Source organism: Mesorhizobium sp. M0800, assembly GCF_040320095.1.
In the GTDB taxonomy this organism is placed as follows: Bacteria; Pseudomonadota; Alphaproteobacteria; order Rhizobiales; family Rhizobiaceae; genus Mesorhizobium.
Window position 1 is genome coordinate 309356 of sequence record NZ_JAMYOZ010000002.1, and the last position, 18716, is coordinate 328071.

16 protein-coding genes are annotated in these 18716 nt (G+C 62.3%); 10 read left to right on the forward strand and 6 right to left on the reverse strand.

Annotation, left to right across the window (positions count from 1 at the left end):
- Positions 1-185: 185 nt before the first annotated feature.
- The 3 genes from NKI18_RS03905 to NKI18_RS03915 form a co-directional block, all read right to left on the reverse strand.
- Positions 186-1376, reverse strand: coding sequence for an NADH-quinone oxidoreductase subunit D (locus NKI18_RS03905; protein ID WP_352615389.1), 1191 nt, complete (start codon positions 1374-1376; stop codon positions 186-188).
- 66 nt (positions 1377-1442) lie between these two features.
- A complete protein-coding gene (locus NKI18_RS03910) occupies positions 1443-1868 on the reverse strand; it encodes a hypothetical protein (protein ID WP_023675471.1) in 426 nt (141 codons plus the stop codon).
- 147 nt (positions 1869-2015) lie between these two features.
- Complete coding sequence (locus NKI18_RS03915) at positions 2016-2690, reverse strand: DUF2161 domain-containing phosphodiesterase (RefSeq protein WP_352615391.1); 675 nt, start codon at positions 2688-2690, stop codon at positions 2016-2018.
- Positions 2691-2971: 281 nt separating this feature from the next.
- Here NKI18_RS03915 and NKI18_RS03920 point away from each other — a divergent pair, with 281 nt between their 5' ends.
- From NKI18_RS03920 to apnL, 7 genes are all read left to right on the forward strand, one after another.
- Positions 2972-3799 carry a phosphogluconate dehydrogenase C-terminal domain-containing protein gene (locus NKI18_RS03920; protein ID WP_353018888.1) on the forward strand — a complete coding sequence of 276 codons (828 nt, stop codon included), beginning with the start codon at positions 2972-2974 and terminating at the stop codon, positions 3797-3799.
- A 267-nt stretch (positions 3800-4066) separates the two neighbouring features.
- Positions 4067-5008 (forward strand): D-ribose ABC transporter substrate-binding protein, encoded by a 942-nt coding sequence (locus NKI18_RS03925; RefSeq protein WP_023675475.1) that lies wholly within the window; start codon positions 4067-4069, stop codon positions 5006-5008.
- Between the two features lie 112 nt (positions 5009-5120).
- A complete protein-coding gene (locus NKI18_RS03930; RefSeq protein ID WP_352615395.1) occupies positions 5121-5774 on the forward strand; it encodes a DUF2291 family protein in 654 nt (217 codons plus the stop codon).
- Complete coding sequence (locus tag NKI18_RS03935) at positions 5771-7315, forward strand: sugar ABC transporter ATP-binding protein (protein ID WP_352615397.1); 1545 nt, start codon at positions 5771-5773, stop codon at positions 7313-7315. Before NKI18_RS03930 ends, NKI18_RS03935 begins: the two co-directional genes overlap by 4 nt.
- A complete protein-coding gene (locus NKI18_RS03940) occupies positions 7312-8376 on the forward strand; it encodes an ABC transporter permease (RefSeq protein WP_023675478.1) in 1065 nt (354 codons plus the stop codon). The genes NKI18_RS03935 and NKI18_RS03940 overlap by 4 nt, the downstream gene beginning before the upstream one ends.
- 1 nt (position 8377) lies before the next feature.
- Positions 8378-9412, forward strand: a complete 1035-nt coding sequence (locus tag NKI18_RS03945; protein WP_352615399.1) for a Gfo/Idh/MocA family protein — start codon at positions 8378-8380, stop codon at positions 9410-9412.
- Positions 9409-11316, forward strand: a complete 1908-nt coding sequence (apnL, locus tag NKI18_RS03950; RefSeq protein ID WP_353018892.1) for a D-apionate lactonase — start codon at positions 9409-9411, stop codon at positions 11314-11316. The genes NKI18_RS03945 and apnL overlap by 4 nt, the downstream gene beginning before the upstream one ends.
- A 78-nt stretch (positions 11317-11394) precedes the next feature.
- Here apnL and NKI18_RS03955 read toward each other — a convergent pair whose 3' ends face one another.
- Both NKI18_RS03955 and NKI18_RS03960 read right to left on the reverse strand, forming a co-directional pair.
- A complete protein-coding gene (locus NKI18_RS03955) occupies positions 11395-12363 on the reverse strand; it encodes a GlxA family transcriptional regulator (protein ID WP_353018895.1) in 969 nt (322 codons plus the stop codon).
- A gap of 309 nt (positions 12364-12672) precedes the next feature.
- Positions 12673-13386, reverse strand: coding sequence for a transcriptional regulator NanR (locus NKI18_RS03960; RefSeq protein WP_352454127.1), 714 nt, complete (start codon positions 13384-13386; stop codon positions 12673-12675).
- A gap of 183 nt (positions 13387-13569) precedes the next feature.
- Here NKI18_RS03960 and oiaX point away from each other — a divergent pair, with 183 nt between their 5' ends.
- Both oiaX and NKI18_RS03970 read left to right on the forward strand, forming a co-directional pair.
- Positions 13570-14844 carry a 3-oxo-isoapionate-4-phosphate decarboxylase OiaX gene (gene oiaX, locus NKI18_RS03965; protein ID WP_352615404.1) on the forward strand — a complete coding sequence of 425 codons (1275 nt, stop codon included), beginning with the start codon at positions 13570-13572 and terminating at the stop codon, positions 14842-14844.
- A 4-nt stretch (positions 14845-14848) separates the two neighbouring features.
- Positions 14849-16216 carry a four-carbon acid sugar kinase family protein gene (locus NKI18_RS03970; protein ID WP_352615406.1) on the forward strand — a complete coding sequence of 456 codons (1368 nt, stop codon included), beginning with the start codon at positions 14849-14851 and terminating at the stop codon, positions 16214-16216.
- A gap of 84 nt (positions 16217-16300) precedes the next feature.
- Here NKI18_RS03970 and NKI18_RS03975 read toward each other — a convergent pair whose 3' ends face one another.
- On the reverse strand, positions 16301-16723 hold the full coding sequence (locus NKI18_RS03975; RefSeq protein WP_352615408.1) for a hypothetical protein: 423 nt from the start codon (positions 16721-16723) through the stop codon (positions 16301-16303).
- Between the two features lie 358 nt (positions 16724-17081).
- Here NKI18_RS03975 and NKI18_RS03980 point away from each other — a divergent pair, with 358 nt between their 5' ends.
- Positions 17082-18599, forward strand: coding sequence for a S10 family peptidase (locus NKI18_RS03980; RefSeq protein WP_352615410.1), 1518 nt, complete (start codon positions 17082-17084; stop codon positions 18597-18599).
- Positions 18600-18716: the final 117 nt, after the last annotated feature.

Consider the following 18716-nt stretch of genomic DNA (forward strand, 5'->3'; position numbering starts at 1 on the left):
ACTCCTCGACGCTTGGCTGCGCCTTGTCGCGGCCATGCGTCCGTCTTTGGTGTGAGAATTTGAGCTTGCCCGCCGCAGGTGAGAGCCTTCGTTTGACCGGCGGTCGAGCGCCGTCCAGGCCTGCCTGCGCGGCTCCTAACGACGAATGATCCTGCGATCGGGGAAGATCCTGCGACCTGGCTAAACTAGCGATCGATTTCTCCGAACACGATGTCGAGCGAGCCGATGATCGCGGCAACATCGGCGATCATATGGCCTCGGGACAGGAAATCCATCGCTTGCAGGTGGGCGAAGGAAGGTGCGCGGATCTTGCATCGGTAGGGAACGTTGCCCCCGTCCGACACGAGGTAGACGCCGAATTCACCCTTCGGCGCCTCGACGGCGGCATAGACTTCACCGCTCGGCACGCGAATGCCTTCGGTATAAAGTTTGAAGTGGTGGATCGTCGCTTCCATCGAGCGCTTCATCGTGGCACGCGGCGGCGGCGTGATCTTGCGGTTCGGGATCGCGACCGGTCCCTGGCCTTCGGGTGAGCGCAACTTTTCCAGACATTGCCGCATGATCCGGACCGACTGGCGCATTTCCTCCATGCGGACGAGATAGCGGTCGTAGCAGTCGCCATGCTTGCCGACTGGGATATCGAAATCCATCTCCGAATAGCATTCGTATGGCTGCGCCTTGCGCAGGTCCCAGGACGCGCCCGATCCGCGCACCATCACGCCGGAAAAGCCCCAGGCCCAGGCATCGTCGAGGCCGATCACGCCGACATCGACATTGCGCTGCTTGAAAATGCGGTTCTCGGTCAACAGCTCTTCGAGATTGTCGCAGACCTTGAGGAACGGATCGCAGAACTTCCAGATGTCGTCGAGGAGTTCCGGCGGCAGATCCTGATGCACGCCGCCGACCCTGAAATAATTCGCGTGCATGCGGGCGCCGGACGCGCGCTCATAAAAGACCATCAGCTTCTCGCGCTCGGCGAAACCCCAGAGCGGCGGCGTCAGCGCGCCGATGTCCATGGCTTGCGTGGTGACGTTGAGGAGGTGCGATAACAGCCGGCCTATTTCGCAGAAAAGCACGCGGATGAGCTGTCCGCGTTTCGGAACCGATATTTCGAGGAGCTTCTCGGCGGCGAGACAGAATGCATGCTCCTGGTTCATCGGCGCGACGTAGTCGAGCCGGTCGAAATAGGGCAAGGCCTGCAGGTAGTTCTTGTACTCGATGAGCTTTTCGGTGCCGCGATGCAGCAGGCCGATGTGGGGATCGGCGCGTTCCACGATCTCGCCGTCGAGTTCGAGCACCAGCCGCAGGACGCCGTGAGCGGAGGGATGTTGTGGCCCGAAATTGATGGTGAAGTTGCGAACTGCAGCCTCGGCCATGACAGTCCTCCGCGATCGGGCGGCCTTCGTTTCCGTGCCGGAGCCGGCTTGTCCGCTTTCAGCCGCTCACGTCGTCGTCTGGATGATTAGCGTCAGCGTGCCGTCGCCGTCGATATTGGCCGCCACGACCTGCGTGGAATTAAGCCCGTTCGCCGCCAGCGCCGATGCCGCCTGCGGCGATGCGTCGATCGAACTTTGCAGGATGCGCAAATCCTCGGCGCTGGTCTGGGTGACGACGGCCTCCGCCTGTGCCTTGATGTCAGGAGGCAGATCCTCCATCGCCACGATTGTCACTGCGGTGAAATTCTGGGCGGAGAAGGCTTGGTCAGGTGTAGTCTGGTCGGGAGTGGTCCCTTCGGGCGTGGCTTGCTCTGGCAGGGTTTGCGGGGCCGTCGGCGGGACAGGGGCAAGCTCTGGTCCCACGGATTGCGCATAGACCGGCGAGGCAAGGGCCAGTGCCGAAAGTGTGGCAATTGTCGTCGATAGGCGCATAGCCGTTCCTTCCGTTTGCTCAGCGGACGATCAATTCGGTGACGACAAAACCATCGTGTCGAAATATGGTTCCGTGACCGAGGTGATGTCTTGCCGAAAGCCGTGATTGTCGCGGAAAGCAGGGCGCGAAATCCGGCGTTGCCTGTCTCAGGCAGCGGTGTGGCTGCGATCGGGCTGCGGCCAGCGCTGCAACGCCTCACGGCCCTGAGCGGTCAATTCGTAGATCCCGCGATCGGTGCGCGCGAACCAGCGATACACATTGTGCAGCAGGATCTTAGGCGCGTTCGGCAGGTTGGGCTTCAAGTCACGCGGCCGCTTTGGGCCGTCGGCGAGGGCTGCGGCGCATGCCAGCGCCTGCTGGCGATAAGCGGTCATGATCGGCGCACGCGAGCCGCCGCCGGCGACAGGATCGCCCTGCCGACGCCGATGTTCGTCAATTAGCTTCGAGCGGCGCCGGGGATCGCGACGCGGAGCCAATGCCGTCGGGCTGAGCAGCACCTGAACCTCGCCGTTCGGTCGCACGCCAAGCAGGCCAAAGCCGAGCCGACGGCAGAGATTGCGGTATCTCACATCGCTCTCACGGCCCTTGCCACGGGCCGACATGCATGCCGCTAGCCAGACCTCGTCGCTCGCCGCCATACGGTCGATGCCCTGGAGGATGAGTTCGAGATTGAACTTCAGCTTCAGCTCGCAGATGACGACGATCGGTGGAGAGTCGGCACTCAGCGCCAGCAGATCGCAGCCGCCGATTTCGCCCTTGACCATAAATCCCAGGCCTTCCAGGAAGGCCTTGACCGGGCTGTAGAGTGACGTTTCGAGCATGGGCCTTTGTTCGTTGCGAATCATCCCGCCGATCGGCGGTTCAGCGCGATGATTGCTCCTTGCCGTTGAACAGGAGGTAAACGACGACCGAGCAAGTGGTCAGAGCCGTGCCATGGCCGCTTGCCAATTTGGTATGCTGGTATAATGTGTACCTAAGGTAGCATGCTCCGCGTAGCTGCGCTGTGCTGGTTCTCTAATCCGCCAACCGGCGGCAATGTGCACACAAGTCAATGGGATGACGATCGGCAGGGCCGTCGTTGGAATTCAGGAGTAACGGACACATGACAACGATTGCGCTGTTTGGTGCGGGCGGCAAAATGGGTTACCGTCTGTCGACCAATTTTCGCGGATCTCCCTATACGATACGCCATGTCGAGGTCAGCGACGCCGGCCGCGAGCGGCTTAAGTCGGGCCTCGGCATCGATGCCGTCAGCGCCGATGAGGCGCTTGATGGCGCCGATGTGGTGATCCTGGCGGTGCCGGACACGCACATCGGCAAAGTCGCGGGGAGTATCGAGAGCAAGCTTGCGTCAGGCACGATGGTCGTCGTGCTTGACGCCGCGGCACCTTTCGCCGGGCATTTGCCGAAGCGGCCGGACCTGACCTATTTCGTCACCCACCCGTGCCATCCGCCGATCTTCAACGACGAGACCGACATGGCGGCCAAGAAGGATTATTTCGGCGGCGTCAAAGCCAAGCAGCACATGGTCAGCGCCTTGATGCAGGGACCGGAGGAAGATTTCGCCAAGGGTGAGGCGATCGCAAAGATCATCTGGGCGCCGGTCATGCGCTCGCATCGCGTCACGGTCGAGCAGATGGCGCTGCTCGAGCCCGGCCTTTCTGAAACGGTATGCGCCTCGCTGCTCGTCATCATGAAAGAGGCCGTCGACGAGGTGGTGGCGCGCGGGGTCGACAAGCAGGCGGCGCTCGATTTCCTGCTTGGGCATATGAACGTGCTTGGCGCCGTCATCTTCGGCGAAACCAAAGGCGTGTTCTCCGACGCCTGCAACAAGGCGATAGAGTTCGGCAAGCCGGTGCTGATGCGCGACGACTGGAAGCGGGTGTTCGAGCCGGAGGAGATTGCCGCGAGCATTCAGCGCATCACTTGAGGGAGCGCCGACGCGTCTTCCGGAACATGTCACCTGAAATTGTCATTGACTCATTATACCAGTTGGCTTAGCTGTTCGATGGATCGGACCGTCAAGCTTCGCAGCAGGCTCAGGACTGGATGAGTGGAGGATAGGGGGGAGCGATCCGTCGAGGTGAAGCCGGCCAAGGGCTTGTGAATCTGACGCGACCCGCCGCCTACGGCCGGCTAACGAAATCGAATGCATATAGCCTTGGGATAAGGCACGGATTTTCAACGGGAGGAATACATGAAACTGACACGCAGAATGACGCTTGCGGCTTTTGCCGGCATGCTGGCGCTTGGCACCGCCGCACCCGCCTATGCGGCGGATTTGATCGCCATCATCACGCCCTCGCATGACAATCCGTTCTTCAAGGCGGAAGCTGTCGGCGCGGAGGCCAAGGCCAAGGAACTCGGCTACGAGGCGTTGGTGCTCGTCCATGACGACGACGCCAACAAGCAGTCCGAATTGATCGACACGGCGATTGGCCGCGGCGCCAAGGCGATCATCCTCGATAATGCCGGCGCCGACGCCACCGTCGCCGCGGTGCAGAAGGCCAAGGACGCAGGCGTTCCTTCCTTCCTGATCGATCGCGAGATCAATGCCACCGGCGTTGCCGTCGCGCAGATCGTCTCCAACAATTATCAGGGCGCCCAGCTCGGCGCACAGGAATTCGTCAAGCTGATGGGCGAGAAGGGTAATTTCGTCGAGCTCGTCGGCAAGGAATCCGACACCAATGCCGGCATCCGCTCCAAGGGTTACCACGACGTCATCGACGACTATCCGGACCTGAAGATGGTGGCGCAGCAGTCGGCCAATTGGAGCCAGACCGAGGCCTATTCAAAGATGGAATCGATCCTCCAGGCCAATCCCGATATCAAGGGCGTGATCTCCGGCAACGACACGATGGCGATGGGCGCTTATGCGGCACTTGCCGCTGCCGGCCGCAAGGACGTCATCGTCGTCGGCTTCGACGGGTCGAACGACGTGCGCGACTCGATCACCTCCGGCGGCATCAAGGCGACAGTCCTGCAGCCGGCCTTCGCGCAGGCGCAGATGGCGGTCGAGCAGGCCAACGACTTCATCAAAAACAAGAAGTCTCCAGCCGAGGAAAAGCAATTGATGGATTGCGTCCTGGTCAATGGCGACAATGCCGCCAAGCTGGAGACGTTCGCGCTCACCAACTGAGCCGGTGTAACATCAGCAGCAAGGGACGAGCCTACGGTTCGTCCCTTGCTTCCATTTCGCCCTTGCTTCCATTTCTTTGGGTGCTCCTGACTGCCATGCCGAACGAGCCGACATGTTCAACACGCTGACCCGGCCGATCCTTGTCGCGTCGTTCCTTGCAGCAATAGGCAGCCTGACCGCCTGCAAGATCCTGCCGACGCCGTCAGCGGAAAACGGCGGCACTGGCTCCGCATTCAATCCCGACAAGATGGTCGAGGACATCTGGGCGGCGAAAGTCATACCCTATCTGCAGCAGAAGGCCGGGCCGTTTCCCGAGGTTCATGCCTTGGCCAAGACCGATCCCGCCGCTGCCGGCGCCAAATACGGCAACCCGAAGAAGCAGGCGAATTCGCCATGGACCTTCGCGGTTCGGCTCGAGGGCAAGGTCGTGGCAGCCAATACACAGTCACGCGCGGCGACGATGGACATCGATGCCGACGGCGACGGCAAGGCGGACGCGCGGGTGCAGATCGGACCCGCCATGCGCGGAACCGCGCTACGCGACAGCCTCGACTTCATCCAATTCAACGATTTCACCAACCAGATCGACTTCGCCCAGTTCGGCAAGGCTTTCAACGCCTATGCCGACAAGACCGTGCTTTCCAAGCTGCCGCGCGAGGCACTCGAGGGCCGCAGCGTCGAGGTACTTGGCGCCTATACGCCGGGCAGTGGCCAGGACCTGCCGCTGGTGACGCCGGCGGAGGCAAAGATCGGGCCGAAGCCATGACCGGCGATCAAGATGTCATCCTGAAGCTGGAGGACGTCTCGAAAGTCTATTCCGGCACCGTCGCGGTCAAGCGGGCGAATTTCGAGGTGCGCAAAGGCGCGGTCAACGTGCTGGTCGGCGAAAACGGAGCCGGCAAATCGACGCTGATGAAGATCATCGCCGGTGTCGAGCAGCCGACGCTCGGGCGCATTCTGCTGGACGGCGAGGAGGTCTCCTTCTCGTCATCCGGGGACGCGGTAAATCGCGGCATCGGCATGGTTTTCCAGGAGCTGAATCTGTTCGGCAATCTGACTGTAGCCGAAAATATTTTCGCCACCCGCGAGATCACCAACCGCTTCCGCAAGATCGACCGCAAGGAGCAGGAGCGCCGCGCGGCGGAGTTCCTTGAACGCCTGGAAGCCGGCATCCGGCCCGACATGCTGGTCGAGGATCTGCGCATCGGCCAGCAGCAGCTGGTCGAGATCGCCAAGGCGGTTTCGCTCGATGCGCGCATCCTGATCATGGATGAACCGACCTCGGCGCTCAGCGCGGCGGAAGTCGAGATCCTGTTCAAGGTGATTGCCGACCTCAAGGCACGCGGCGTGGCAATCGTCTACATCTCGCACCGGCTCGAGGAACTGATCCGCATCGGCGACACCATCACAGTGCTGCGCGACGGGCGCATCACCGGCCAGGCGGAGATGAAAGACGTCGACACCCAGTGGATCGTGCGGCAGATGATCGGCTCGGACGCCAAGGACTTCGCCAAGGCCGACGGCCATGTGCCGGGCGAGGAAATATTCCGCGCCGAGGACATCTGCCTGCCGCGCGTCACCGGCGGGCTTGCGGTCGATCACGTCTCGCTGTCGCTGCGCGCCGGCGAAATTCTCGGCATCTATGGCCTGATGGGCGCCGGACGCAGCGAGCTGTTCGACTGCATCATGGGCCGCCACGGCCATTCGACGGGCACGATATTCATTGCCGGCAAAAAAGTGCACGAGCGCGACACGACGCGGCGCATCCGGCGCGGCCTGGCGCTGATCCCCGAAGACCGCCAGCGCGAAGGGCTGGTGTCGATCCTCTCCGTCGCCAGCAATCTGACGCTGGCCAGCCTGTCGCGGTTCGTGCGCCTGTTCCACATTCGTGGTGCCGCCGAACGACAGGCGGTGGCCCGGACGGTGCGCGAACTGGCGATCAAGGTCGCCGATCCGGCGCAGGAAGTCTCGTCGCTGTCAGGCGGCAACCAGCAGAAGGTGGTGATCGGCAAGGCGCTGCTCACCGGCCCGAAGGTGCTGTTGATGGACGAGCCCAGCCGCGGCATCGACGTCGGCGCCAAGGCCGACGTGTTCCGCACCATGCGCAAGCTGTCGCGCGACGGCTTGGGGATTCTGTTTGCCACCTCCGATCTCGACGAAGTGATGGCGTTGTCCGACCGTATCGCAGTGATGAGCAATGGAAAATTGACCGGCATGTTCGATCGCGCAGAGGCGACGGAGGCCGCGCTCGTCGCTGCCTCGGCCTTCGGCCACGGACCGGTCCCGCACGGAGAGCAAGGCGCATGACTGACATCCCAGCCAAGGCGGCGGTCAACTCCATGTCGGGCGGCTCGGTCCTGCTGACGCTGATGAAGGCGAGGACGTTCATCGCGCTGATCGCCGTGCTGTTGTTCTTCTCGATAGCCGCCCCCAATTTCCTATCGGCCGCCAATCTTATCCTGATGTCGAAGCACGTGGCGCTGAACGCATTCCTCGCAATGGGCATGACCTTCGTCATCATCACCGGCGGCATCGACCTGTCGGTCGGCTCGATCGTCGGCCTGTGCGGCATGGTGGCCGGCTACCTCGTGCTCAACGGCATCGACCTGCAGGTCGGCTACACCATCTATTTCAACGTCTTCGAGATCGCGCTGATCACGCTTGCCGTCGGCATATTGATCGGCGCCGTCAACGGCTTGCTGATCACCAGGCTTAACGTTGCGCCTTTCATTGCCACGCTCGGCGTGCTCTATGTCGCACGCGGCCTGGCGCTGCTGTCGTCGGACGGCCGTACTTTCCCCAATCTCGTCGGCAAGCCGGAGCTCGGCACCACCGGATTCGGCTTTCTCGGCGCCGGCCGGTTGCTCGGCCTGCCGGTCGCGCTCTGGATTCTGCTCGTCGTTGCGCTAGGGGCGGCCTATCTCGCCAAATACACCCCGCTCGGCCGCCACATCTTCGCGGTCGGCGGCAATGAGCGGGCGGCGCGGATTTCAGGCGTCCGCGTCAACATGGTGAAGATGTTCGTCTACATGTTCTCCGGCTTCTGCGCGGCGATCGTCGGGCTGATCATCTCGTCCGAACTAATGGCCTCGCATCCGGCGACCGGAGAGAGCTTCGAGCTGAACGCCATTGCCGCGGCGGTGCTCGGCGGCACCTCGATGTCGGGCGGTCGCGGTACCATCGGCGGTACCATTGTCGGTGCCTTCGTCATCGGCATCCTTTCCGACGGGCTGGTGATGATGGGGGTGAGCTCGTTCTGGCAGATGGTGATCAAGGGCCTCGTCATCATCGTCGCCGTCGTCGTCGACCAGGCACAGCGCCGGCTGCAGAGCCGTGTCACGCTGATGCAGATGGCAAAGGCCGGCTGACATGGCGGAGCTGCATGGAGCGCTGATCGGCTGCGGCTTCTTCGCCGTCAACCAAATGCATGCCTGGCGCGACATAGAGGGCGCCTCGATCGCCGCCATCTGCGACCGCAATCCGGACCGGTTGAGGGTCGTCGGTGACCAGTTCGGGGTCGCGCGGCGCTATACCGATGCGGCCGCGCTGTTTGCCGGCGAAAGGCTGGATTTCGTCGACATCGCCACCACCGCACCAAGCCACAGAATGCTCGTGGAGATGGCAGCGCAGCACGGCGTTCCGGCAATCTGCCAAAAACCGTTCGCGCCGACGCTTGCCGACGCCAAGGCGATGGCAAAGGCCTGTGCTGACGCCGGCGTGCCGCTGATGGTGCATGAGAATTTTCGCTGGCAGTCGCCGATCCAGGCGGTGCGTACCGTGCTCGACAGCGGCGAAATCGGCACCCCCTTTTTCGGACGGATCTCGTTCCGCTCTGCCTATGACGTGTTTTCCGGCCAGCCTTATCTGTCGACGGGAAAGCGCTTCATCATCGAGGATCTGGGTATCCACATCCTCGACATCGCCCGCTTCCTGCTGGGCGACGTCTCGACCGTCACTGCGCGAACGGCGCGCATCAATCCCGGCATTGCCGGCGAGGACGTTGCGACGATGCTGTTGGACCACACGAGCGGCGCCACTTCCGTGGTCGACTGCAGCTACGCGAGCAAGCTCGCTACCGAGCCGTTTCCGGAGACGCTGATCGAGATCGACGGCAGCGACGGCACGATCCGGCTGGCGCAGGGCTACCGGCTCACCGTCACCGGCAGGAGCGGGACAGCCGTGAGCAACGTCTCGCCACCGCTGCTGGCCTGGGCATCACGGCCGTGGCACAACATCCAGGAAAGCGTCGTCGCCATTCAAAAGCACTGGGTCGATTGCCTGACCAACGGAGCCGAGCCCGCGACCTCGGGCGCGGACAACCTCAAGACATTAGCGCTGGTCGAGGCAGCTTATGCCGGCGCCGCAAGCCGGGAGCCGGTGCAACTCGACGCCTTGCTGAAATGACAGCCGACGCCTTCCTCCTCTACGGTACACGTGCAGTTGAAGCCGAACCGGTCAGGCTGCGCGCCGGCGCGCTGACGGCGGACTTCGTCAACGGCAATCTGCGCAGCATCCGCCACGGCGGCACCGAAGTTCTGCGTGCCATCGCCTACATCGTCAGGGATCGCGACTGGGGCACCTACGAGCCGAGACTGGCCGATCTTGCCATCGAACAAAATGCCGAGGCTTTTTACGTCAGCTATTCGGCAAATTGCCGGGCACCGGACGGCAGCCGGCTCGACTTCCGCGCAACCATCAAGGGCTCCGCCGATGGCCAATTGGTCTTCGACGTGAGCACTCTTCCCGACAGCGATTTCGAAACCAATCGCTGTGGCTTCTGCATCCTGCATCCGATTGCCGGCCTGGCCGGCAGCCCGGTCACGGTAGAGCATACCGACGGCAGCGTGGTCGCGACGCGGCTTCCAGAGCTGATCGATGCCTGGCAACCTTTCAAGGATTTGCGGGCGATCACTCATGAAGTCCGGCCCAACGTCACCGCCGAATGCCGGATGGAAGGCGACATTTTCGAGATGGAGGACCAGCGCAATTGGTCGGATGCCTCCTACAAGACCTATGTTCGGCCGCTGGCGCTGCCATGGCCCTATGTGCTGCCCGCCGGCAAGACCTTCCGCCAAACCATCAGCTTGCGGATAGAGGGTCGCGGGAAAGTGCCGGCGGCTGCGGCAAGCGCCGAACCGATTCATGTCAGGCTCGGCCAAGCCGGACCGGTGCTGCCGGGTATCGGCGTGATCATCTACCCGGATGAGGTCGAGGCGGCGCTGGGCAAGCTGCCGATGCTGTCCGAGCTTGGTCCGCAGCAATTGATGTTCCACTATGACCCGACGCGCGGCCACGAGCTCGATGCCTTGCGATCCTACGCCCGGCTCGCCGCCGCCTATCCGGTCCGGACAACGCTCGAATGTGTCATTGGCGGCGACGGCGATCTCGACGCCGAGCTTTCAGGCGTCGCCGACATGGTGCGCCAGGCCGGGCTCAAGCTTTCGGCCATTGCCGTCTCGCCCTCGGTCGACCGGCAGTCGACGCCGCCGGGCAGCGCATGGCCGCAATGCCCACCGCTCGAAGACGTCTATGCCGCGGCGCGGCGCGCCTTTCCCGACACCCGCCTCGGCGGCGGCATGTTCAGTTATTTCACCGAACTCAATCGCAAGCGTGTGCCGGCTGACCCGCTCGATTTCGTCACGCATTGCACCTGCCCGATCGTGCACGCCGCCGACGATCTCAGCGTCATGCAATCGCTGGAGGCACTGCCTTTCATCACGGCGTCAGTACGAACGATCTTCGGAACAATACCTTATCGGATCGGGCCGTCGACCATTGCCATGCGCCAGAACCCTTATGGCGGCGCGACCAAGGCCAATCCCGACAATCAGCGCATTGCCATGGCCGACCGCGACCCTCGCCATGCCGGGCTGTTCGGGGCCGCATGGACGATCGGCTATGCCGCGCGCGTTGCGCCGGCCGGGCTCGAAATGCTGACGCTCTGCAGCTTCACCGGACCATTCGGCGTACTGGCCTCGTCGGGCGAACCTGTCGAAGAAGGTGCACCCCGGCCGATTTTCCACGCGGTGAAAGGACTTTGCGATCTGGCCGGCCATGCGCATGTGGCGGCGACAACGACCGATGAGACGCGGGTATTGGCACTGGCCGGCCGCTCCCAGACAGGCAAGATCATCGTCTGGCTGGCGAACCTTACCCCGGACGATTTTCCGGTCGATGTTTCCGGGCTCGGCTCCGATCGGGGTCCTCTGAAGATCTGGGATGGACGAATGTCGCGCAAGATTCCGCAAGACACGTCGGGCCGAGACCATCTTGTGATGACACCCTACGCAATCGTCCGGATCGGCTGAAGTCATTTGCCGAGGCTCTTGGATAGCCGCACTTCGGCAGCGGTTGCCCGTAGCGGCAGCACTTCCGTTGCCGACTTGTCACCGGATCTGCTTTCGAAACTCGCCTGGTGCCATTCCAGTTGTCTTGGAAAAAAGACGGCTGAACGAGGCGACGTCCTGATATCCCACCCGATAGCAAATTTCTGAAACGCTCAGTTTCGTTTCCTCAAGCATGGATTTTGCCAACTCCAGCCGCCTTTCCTGGATCCATTTTCCCGGCGTTGTCTGGAGCTCGTCGAAAAACCTGCGAGACAGGGTTCGCGAAGACATGCCCAATTCAGTTGCGAGAAATTTCAAATCGATTTCCGACATCTTGTCTTTCGAGAGCTCGCGCAGTTTGTTCTCGAATGGGCTGGCCTCGTTCGAAATTTCGTCGAGAGAAAATTCGTAGGGACTCTGGAATTTGCGCGGCGGAGGAAGAACCAGAAGTTTTCGAATGATCCGCTCCTCCTTCGAGAAGCCCAGATCGATCAGCAAAGCCCTGGCGAGTTCGAGTCCGGAAAACCCGCCTCCGCATGTGTAAAGGCGGTCCTGGCGAATGAGCAGGCGGGAAGCGTCCCATCGCACTTGCGGAAACCGGCGGCTTGCCTCGGCTTTCAGCCACCAGGATATCGTTGCGCGTTTACCGTCCAATAATCCCGAATTGGCGAGCAGATAACACGCGCCACAATGTGCTGCGATGATTGCGTCCTGCTGTTGCGCGAGCGCGATCAGCGGTTTTGAATGTTCACTCTCCTCGTCGAGCGAGCGCAGAAGCTCCGGAATCTCGACACCCGGCATCGCAATGAGAATCAGGACATCCATTTTCCGGGATGGTTGAGCCTTCGTCGGGAAGAAAATTCCTGTGCTTGATGCCGACGGCGCGCCCCTTGAAACGAACTCACAGGAGAGAACCTGTGACCGGCAGACGTCATTCACAAGCCGAAACATTTCCACGAGCGTCGAGACGACGGCCGAATAGAAATTCGACGGCAGCCAGATCACGACGTGGAGGCTCCTGTCAGCCATTGCGGTTCTCCCGGTGTCGTTCTCGCCGAGCGGCAAGTCTAGCATAGTCTTTGCAAGAATTGCCAATTCCAGAACAAGCGGGGCGCCTCCAGGAGAGCCTATGCGGGCTGCGGACGAAGCGGCCCGTGGAAGCCCATGGCTGGGAAGATGCAAATGCTGAAATCGCTGAATGAAAACAACGCGGCACATACACCGGATTCAGACGGCAACATAAAACTGCGTCGGTCCGGGCTCAGGCTGATCTGTGGTCAGCCAGTAGGCCGAGAACAAGGTCCGACCGCGACGCCGGTCGGGACCTGCACTTGATTTTCAGTTGCCGGAATTCATCACGTAGAGCGCGCGCGAGCGTTCGAGGTGCTTGATCATCGCCTTCTCGGCGCCATCCGCATCCTTGGCTTCGATGCGTCCGACGATCTCTTCGTGCTCGGTCAGCGTGAACTTTTCCTTGCCGGTCCAGATCAGCATTTCGGTGTGGTATTCCTTTAGCCAGCCAAGCATTGCCTCGCTGACGGCGACATAGATCGGGTTTCCGGAAATTGCCGCGATCTGAGTGTGGAACTTCATGTCGGCGGATATGAAGGCTTCCGAGTCGCCACGATGGCTGCGCTGCTCGGCAACCGTTGCCCGCAGCCGCTGCACGTCCTCGGCGGTTGCCTTCTCTGCGGCTTCCCTGACCATGCCGCGCTCGAAAAAGATGCGCGCGTTCTTGAGGTGCTCGAGCGTGTCCTTCGATGACGACAGGATGATCTTGGCTGCGCCGTCGACCTGCTTGATGATCGACTTGGCGGTCAGCTGCAGCACCTTGGCACGCTCACCATGCGAGATCGCGACCAGCCCCATATTGCTCAACGCCTGCATCGCCTCGCGGATCGCCGGCCTGCCGACCTCGAAGCGCTCCATCAATTCGCGCTCCGACGGCATGTCGTCACCCGGCAGCAATTCGCCGCTGGTGATCAGGCGCTTCAGTCTCAAGAATACTTCGTCGGAAAGCTTGCGCCGGACGATCGGCTCCGAACGGTTCATCGTCGCGAATCACTCCTTTGACCGGCCCCTATCTAGCATTTCCGCCGTGAATTCCGGAACGCCTGCTGCCGGCTCGCCCTTACCGCCAAGCCGGATAGGGCTTGCAATGCTTATGTACTCATTATACCAGATTTCGAGGGCCAAGGAACCTTTTTCGAAACCTCCCCGGCAGGCCGCGCGAATATGATTGTTCTTACCTATCGCATCGAAACGCCCGGCAATATCGAGGCGCTGGCGGCCAAGATTGCAAGCGACCAGTCGACCGGAACCTTCGTCGCGCTGGCCGGCGAGACCGAAGAGCTCAAGGCCAGGGTCGCAGCGCGAGTCCTGGCGATACGGCATCTGCCGGACGCGGACCGGCCGTCCCTTCCCGAAACCGGTTCCGGAGCAAGCCCCGAAGCACGCAACGGCCCGGTCAAGCGCGCCGACATCGATATCGCCTTTCCGCTGGACGCCATCGGCACCGACCTGTCGGCGCTGATGACCATCGCCATCGGCGGCACCTTTTCGATCAAGGGCCTGTCCGGCATCCGTGTCGTCGACATGAAGCTACCCGAGGAGTACCGGGGCGCGCATCCGGGCCCGCAATTCGGCGTCACGGGCAGCCGCAGGCTGACCGGTGTCGCGGATCGTCCGATCATCGGGACCATCGTCAAGCCGGCGCTGGGACTCCGCCCGTACGAGACGGCCGCAATGGTGCAAGAGCTGATTGCCGCCGGCGTCGACCTCATCAAGGACGACGAGAAGCTGATGAGCCCGGCCTATTCACCGCTGTCGGAGCGAGTGAGGGCAATCATGCCGCTGATCCTCGACCACGAGCAGAAGACCGGCAAGAAGGTCATGTATGCCTTCGGCATTTCACATGCCGATCCCGACGAGATGATGCGAAACCACGATCTGGTGGCAAAGGCCGGCGGCAATTGCGCGGTGGTCAACATCAATTCGATCGGCTTTGGTGGCATGGCTTACCTCCGAAAGCGCTCCAACCTGGTGCTCCATGCCCACCGCAATGGCTGGGACATTCTCACCCGCCATCCCGGCCTCGGCATGGATTTCAAGGTCTGGCAGCAGTTCTGGCGGTTGCTCGGCGTCGACCAGTTCCAGATCAACGGCATCGCCTCGAAATATTGGGAACCCGACTGGTCCTTCGTCGAATCCTTCAAGGCGGTGACCACGCCGATCTTTTCGCCGGCCGATTGCGCATTGCCGGTCGCCGGCTCCGGCCAGTGGGGCGGGCAGGCGCCTGAAACCTTCCAGCGAACCGGCCGGACGGTCGATCTTCTCTATCTCTGCGGCGGTGGCATCGTCAGCCACCCGGACGGGCCGGGCGCCGGCGTGCGCGCCGTGCAGCAGGCCTGGCAGGCGGCGGTCCAGGACATTCCGTTGGCGGATTATGCCTTGAGCCATGTCGAGCTGGCGCGGTCGATCGAGAAGTTCGGCGGCGGCGAGGCGGCCTGACGCCATGCAAAACCTGCTTCTGAGTTACTATGGCGACGACCTGACCGGCTCGACCGACGTTATGGAGGCGCTCGAGCTCGGCGGCGTGCCGACCGTCCTGTTCATGCGCCAGCCGGACGAGGCGCTGCTTTCGCAATTTGCGCATTGCCGCGCCCTCGGGCTGGCCGGCACCAGCCGCAGCGAGACGCCGCAGTGGATGGACACGCATCTGCAAGATGCCTTCGCCTGGCTGAAGACCGTCAACGCCGAGATCTGCCACTACAAGGTCTGCTCGACCTTCGATTCCAGCCCGGCAATCGGCAGCATCGGCCGGGCGATCGAAATCGGCCGCTCGGTTTTCCGGCAAGACGGCGTGCCGCTGGTGGTCGGCGCGCCGCAGCTGAAGCGCTACACCGCCTTCGGTCATCTGTTCGCGGCCTATCGCGAAAAATATTTCCGCATCGACCGCCATCCCGTGATGAGCCGCCATCCGACCACGCCGATGGACGAATCCGACCTGCTGATCCATCTGTCGCGCCAGACCAGCCTCGCCTCGGGCCTGGTCGACCTGGCGACGCTGCAGTCTGCGTCGCGGTCGAAAGCATTCGACCGGCTTGTGGAGAATGGCTCAGGTATCGTGCTTGTCGATGTCGATAGCCTGGAAACCCAGGCACTTGCCGGCAAGGAGATTTGGCGCGCTCGCAAGCCGGGCGGTTATTTCGTCGTCGGCTCTTCAGGCATCGAATATGCCTTGCTGGTCGAATGGGCATCGAACCGGATCGTGGATACCAAATCCGCCTTTTCGCCGCCGGGCGCTGCCGACAGGATCGCCGTGGTCTCGGGGAGCTGCTCGCCGACGACGGAACGACAGATCCGTCATGCTCTGACCGACGGCTTCGACGGGATCGAGCTCGATCCGGTCGAACTGGTTTCTGAGGCTTCGAACGACGCGATTGCGCGCGCGGTGGCAACCGGCCGCTCCAGGCTACGGGCCGGGCGCAGCGTCATCCTCTACACCGCGCTCGGACCTGCGGCCGACCGCGGTGCAGAAATCGATCTCCGGGAAGGCGCCCGCCATAAGCTCGGCCGCGGCCTTGGCGAGGTTCTCCGCGAACTGACGCTTCAAGAGAAGCTACTGCGCGTGGTCATCGCCGGCGGCGACACGTCGAGCCATGCACTTGGCCAGATGGGCGTCGACGCGCTGACGGTGCGAATGCCGCTGCCGGCATCGCCGGGCTCGCCACTTTGTGTGGCGCATTCAAGCATTAAGGCGATCGATGGGCTGGAAATTGCCCTCAAGGGCGGGCAGGTCGGAACCGACCGCTATTTCTCCACTATTCGCGATGGGTCGGGTCCGCGGTTGAGAGCGGGGAATGTCAGGTCAAATCGGTGATGCTCGATCGGGATCGAGGATAGTCACTAGCCGGCAAACCAGAAATCTCAGGCGTTCAGATCAGCGGCAATGCCACTCATCCCGCTATCTGCCCATTGTCCTGCCTGGATGATACTGACGGGCGTAGGCGACACAGGCGTCTACCGTGCTGACACAGAGCGCATCGCGGTTGTTCGGCAGGTTGTTGTCGCCGGCGTAGGCAACCTCGGCAACATGACCGTCAACCATTCGAATTTGCGTGTTGCAATAGCCGCCGGGGGCGACGTTGACGGAACCTCCCAGCGCCGGGACGGGGCCAATGGCCACGGTCGGAACGACAATGTTGAGATTGCCGCGTTGAACGACGCGCTGATAGGTCCAGATCTGGCCGGATTTGCCGACATCGGCAGTGGCGGTCGGAAAGCCGGCGCACATTCGAACGTCCGCCTCGCTAAGGCCGACCATCTCCCTGCGGGCTGCCGCCGCCGTGGCGTCTTCCTTCGCAGTGCTCGACGTGTCGTCGGGCATGACGCAGCAAGACAGGATGGGGGCGCTTGCCGATAGAAGGAGAAAGGCAAGCTTTCGGGTGTGGAAAGATGTCATACCAACTTCGGATTGCACGGGAGCCCCGAATGCCAACCTAGGAAGTGGGCCAATCGAGTCAACCGGCAGAAAATTCACGAAGTCGTTTGGTCCGCCATTCCGCCACACGCATCTGCTGGAAGAGGTTAAGGCTGCCGCCGTGACCCTCGCGCCCTATCTTCCGCCCTGGGCATCGGATTTCCAAATCCGACCCCTCTTCTTGTCAGATGTACTGGCGCACGGTGCTGTGACTTTGGTTCGGCCGACGGTGTGCTAGTTTCCAGCCAATTGCTCCGGAGACGTCATGCCTATCAAGCTGCAAGAAATCGCCCTCGCTCTTCTGCTGTTGGTTGCCGGAGTTGGGGTGGGTCACGCGGAGACGGCCCAGCGGCCGCCGCCCACAGGCGGGGTTCTCTCGCTCCTGCCACCGCCGCAGACTTCCGATCATTCGATCCTCATAGCCGGACGCACGCTCGATTACGAGGCCAAGGCCGGCACGCTGTCATTGCCGTCCGGCAAAGGCGATATCACCGCCGAGATTTTCTACGTCGCCTATGCACTGCATTCCGGGAAAGAAACGGGACCGGATCCGCGGCGCCCGATCACCTTCGTGTTCAATGGCGGTCCGGGAGCAGCTTCCGCTTATCTTCATCTCGGCGCGCTCGGTCCGCGGGTCCTGGCGACGGCGGCCGATGGAAGTTTCCTGCCGCCGCCGCAGAGGCTGTTCGACAACCCCGACACTTGGCTCGACATGACCGACTTGGTCTTTGTGGACCCTGTTGGAACCGGTTACAGCCGTGAAGCGCCCGGCACGGAAGCACACAGCTTCTGGGGCGTCAGCCAGGACGCCGCGTCGATAGGCGCGTTTATCCGGCTCTATCTGGCGCAGACGAACCGTACGGCATCGCCTGTCTTCCTGGCTGGCGAAAGCTATGGCGGCTTTCGAGCAGCATTGCTCGCCAGGAAGCTTCAGGAAGACATCGGCATCAGCCCGAGTGGCGTCGTGCTGATTTCGCCGGCGCTCGAATTCACGCTGGTGCGCCCGGACGAGTTCCAGCCGCTCCACTGGGCGCTGGAACTGCCGTCGCTGGCGGCAGTGCGCCTACACAGCGAAGGCGTTTCCGGCCCGGCCCTGCAGGAGCGGCTGGCGGAAGTCGAACGCTATGCGCTCGGCGATTATCTGACCGCGCTGGCAGGTGGGCTGGAGCAGGGTGGACGCCTGGCGAGCCAGCGTGTCGCCGCAATCACCGGTCTGCCGCTCGATCTCGTCCAGCGGCACTTTGCACGCATTCCCATAGGGCTGTTCGCAAAGGAGTTTGCACGGGCAAAGGGCAATGTTCTCAGCGCCTATGACGGCAACATCGCGACAGCGGACGTGGCGCCAGAGAGCCTGGGAGTCGAGGGTCCCGATCCGGTGCTCGACCGAAGCGTGCCGGCGCTCACCTCCGCTTTCGTCGGCTATGTGCGTGATGAATTGAACTTCCGCACGGATATCAGCTATCGGCTTCTCAACCGTGAAGTCAGCGGCAATTGGGACTATGGGACGAGCGCGACGCGTCAGGGCTATGCGGGTGTCATGGACGACCTTCAACAGGCGCGCGTGCTAAACCCCAGCCTCGGCGTGCTGATCGTCAACGGCTACAGCGACCTGGTGACGCCGTACATGGGCTCGCGCTACCTGCTTGGTCAAATTCCTTCGCTTGCCGGCGCAAAGCCCATTCGCACCGAGGTGCTGGAGGGCGGGCACATGATGTATCTGAGGCCGGATGGACGGGCGGCACTGAAGCAGGCCGCGTCCGAGCTTTACCGAACGACGCAATGAGACGGTTTGCCCAAAAAAGCGCCGGATACGCTGTTCGCCCTCTCATCAGGCCCTAGTTCCATCGCGATTGATCGGTTACACACCTAGGATGGCGTCTTTCAGCGACGTTCGACAACG

Coding starts and splice junctions, on each gene's coding strand:
- NKI18_RS03920 (WP_353018888.1), top strand. CDS start 2,972: ATGACAACGATTGCGCTGTTTGGTGCGGGCGGCAAAATGGGTTACCGT.
- NKI18_RS03970 (WP_352615406.1), top strand. CDS start 14,849: ATGCAAAACCTGCTTCTGAGTTACTATGGCGACGACCTGACCGGCTCG.
- NKI18_RS03930 (WP_352615395.1), top strand. CDS start 5,121: ATGTTCAACACGCTGACCCGGCCGATCCTTGTCGCGTCGTTCCTTGCA.
- NKI18_RS03910 (WP_023675471.1), bottom strand. CDS start 1,868: ATGCGCCTATCGACGACAATTGCCACACTTTCGGCACTGGCCCTTGCC.
- NKI18_RS03955 (WP_353018895.1), bottom strand. CDS start 12,363: ATGGCTGACAGGAGCCTCCACGTCGTGATCTGGCTGCCGTCGAATTTC.
- oiaX (WP_352615404.1), top strand. CDS start 13,570: ATGATTGTTCTTACCTATCGCATCGAAACGCCCGGCAATATCGAGGCG.
- NKI18_RS03945 (WP_352615399.1), top strand. CDS start 8,378: ATGGCGGAGCTGCATGGAGCGCTGATCGGCTGCGGCTTCTTCGCCGTC.
- apnL (WP_353018892.1), top strand. CDS start 9,409: ATGACAGCCGACGCCTTCCTCCTCTACGGTACACGTGCAGTTGAAGCC.
- NKI18_RS03975 (WP_352615408.1), bottom strand. CDS start 16,723: ATGCCCGACGACACGTCGAGCACTGCGAAGGAAGACGCCACGGCGGCG.
- NKI18_RS03905 (WP_352615389.1), bottom strand. CDS start 1,376: ATGGCCGAGGCTGCAGTTCGCAACTTCACCATCAATTTCGGGCCACAA.
- NKI18_RS03980 (WP_352615410.1), top strand. CDS start 17,082: ATGCCTATCAAGCTGCAAGAAATCGCCCTCGCTCTTCTGCTGTTGGTT.
- NKI18_RS03960 (WP_352454127.1), bottom strand. CDS start 13,386: ATGAACCGTTCGGAGCCGATCGTCCGGCGCAAGCTTTCCGACGAAGTA.
- NKI18_RS03915 (WP_352615391.1), bottom strand. CDS start 2,690: ATGCTCGAAACGTCACTCTACAGCCCGGTCAAGGCCTTCCTGGAAGGC.
- NKI18_RS03925 (WP_023675475.1), top strand. CDS start 4,067: ATGAAACTGACACGCAGAATGACGCTTGCGGCTTTTGCCGGCATGCTG.
- NKI18_RS03940 (WP_023675478.1), top strand. CDS start 7,312: ATGACTGACATCCCAGCCAAGGCGGCGGTCAACTCCATGTCGGGCGGC.
- NKI18_RS03935 (WP_352615397.1), top strand. CDS start 5,771: ATGACCGGCGATCAAGATGTCATCCTGAAGCTGGAGGACGTCTCGAAA.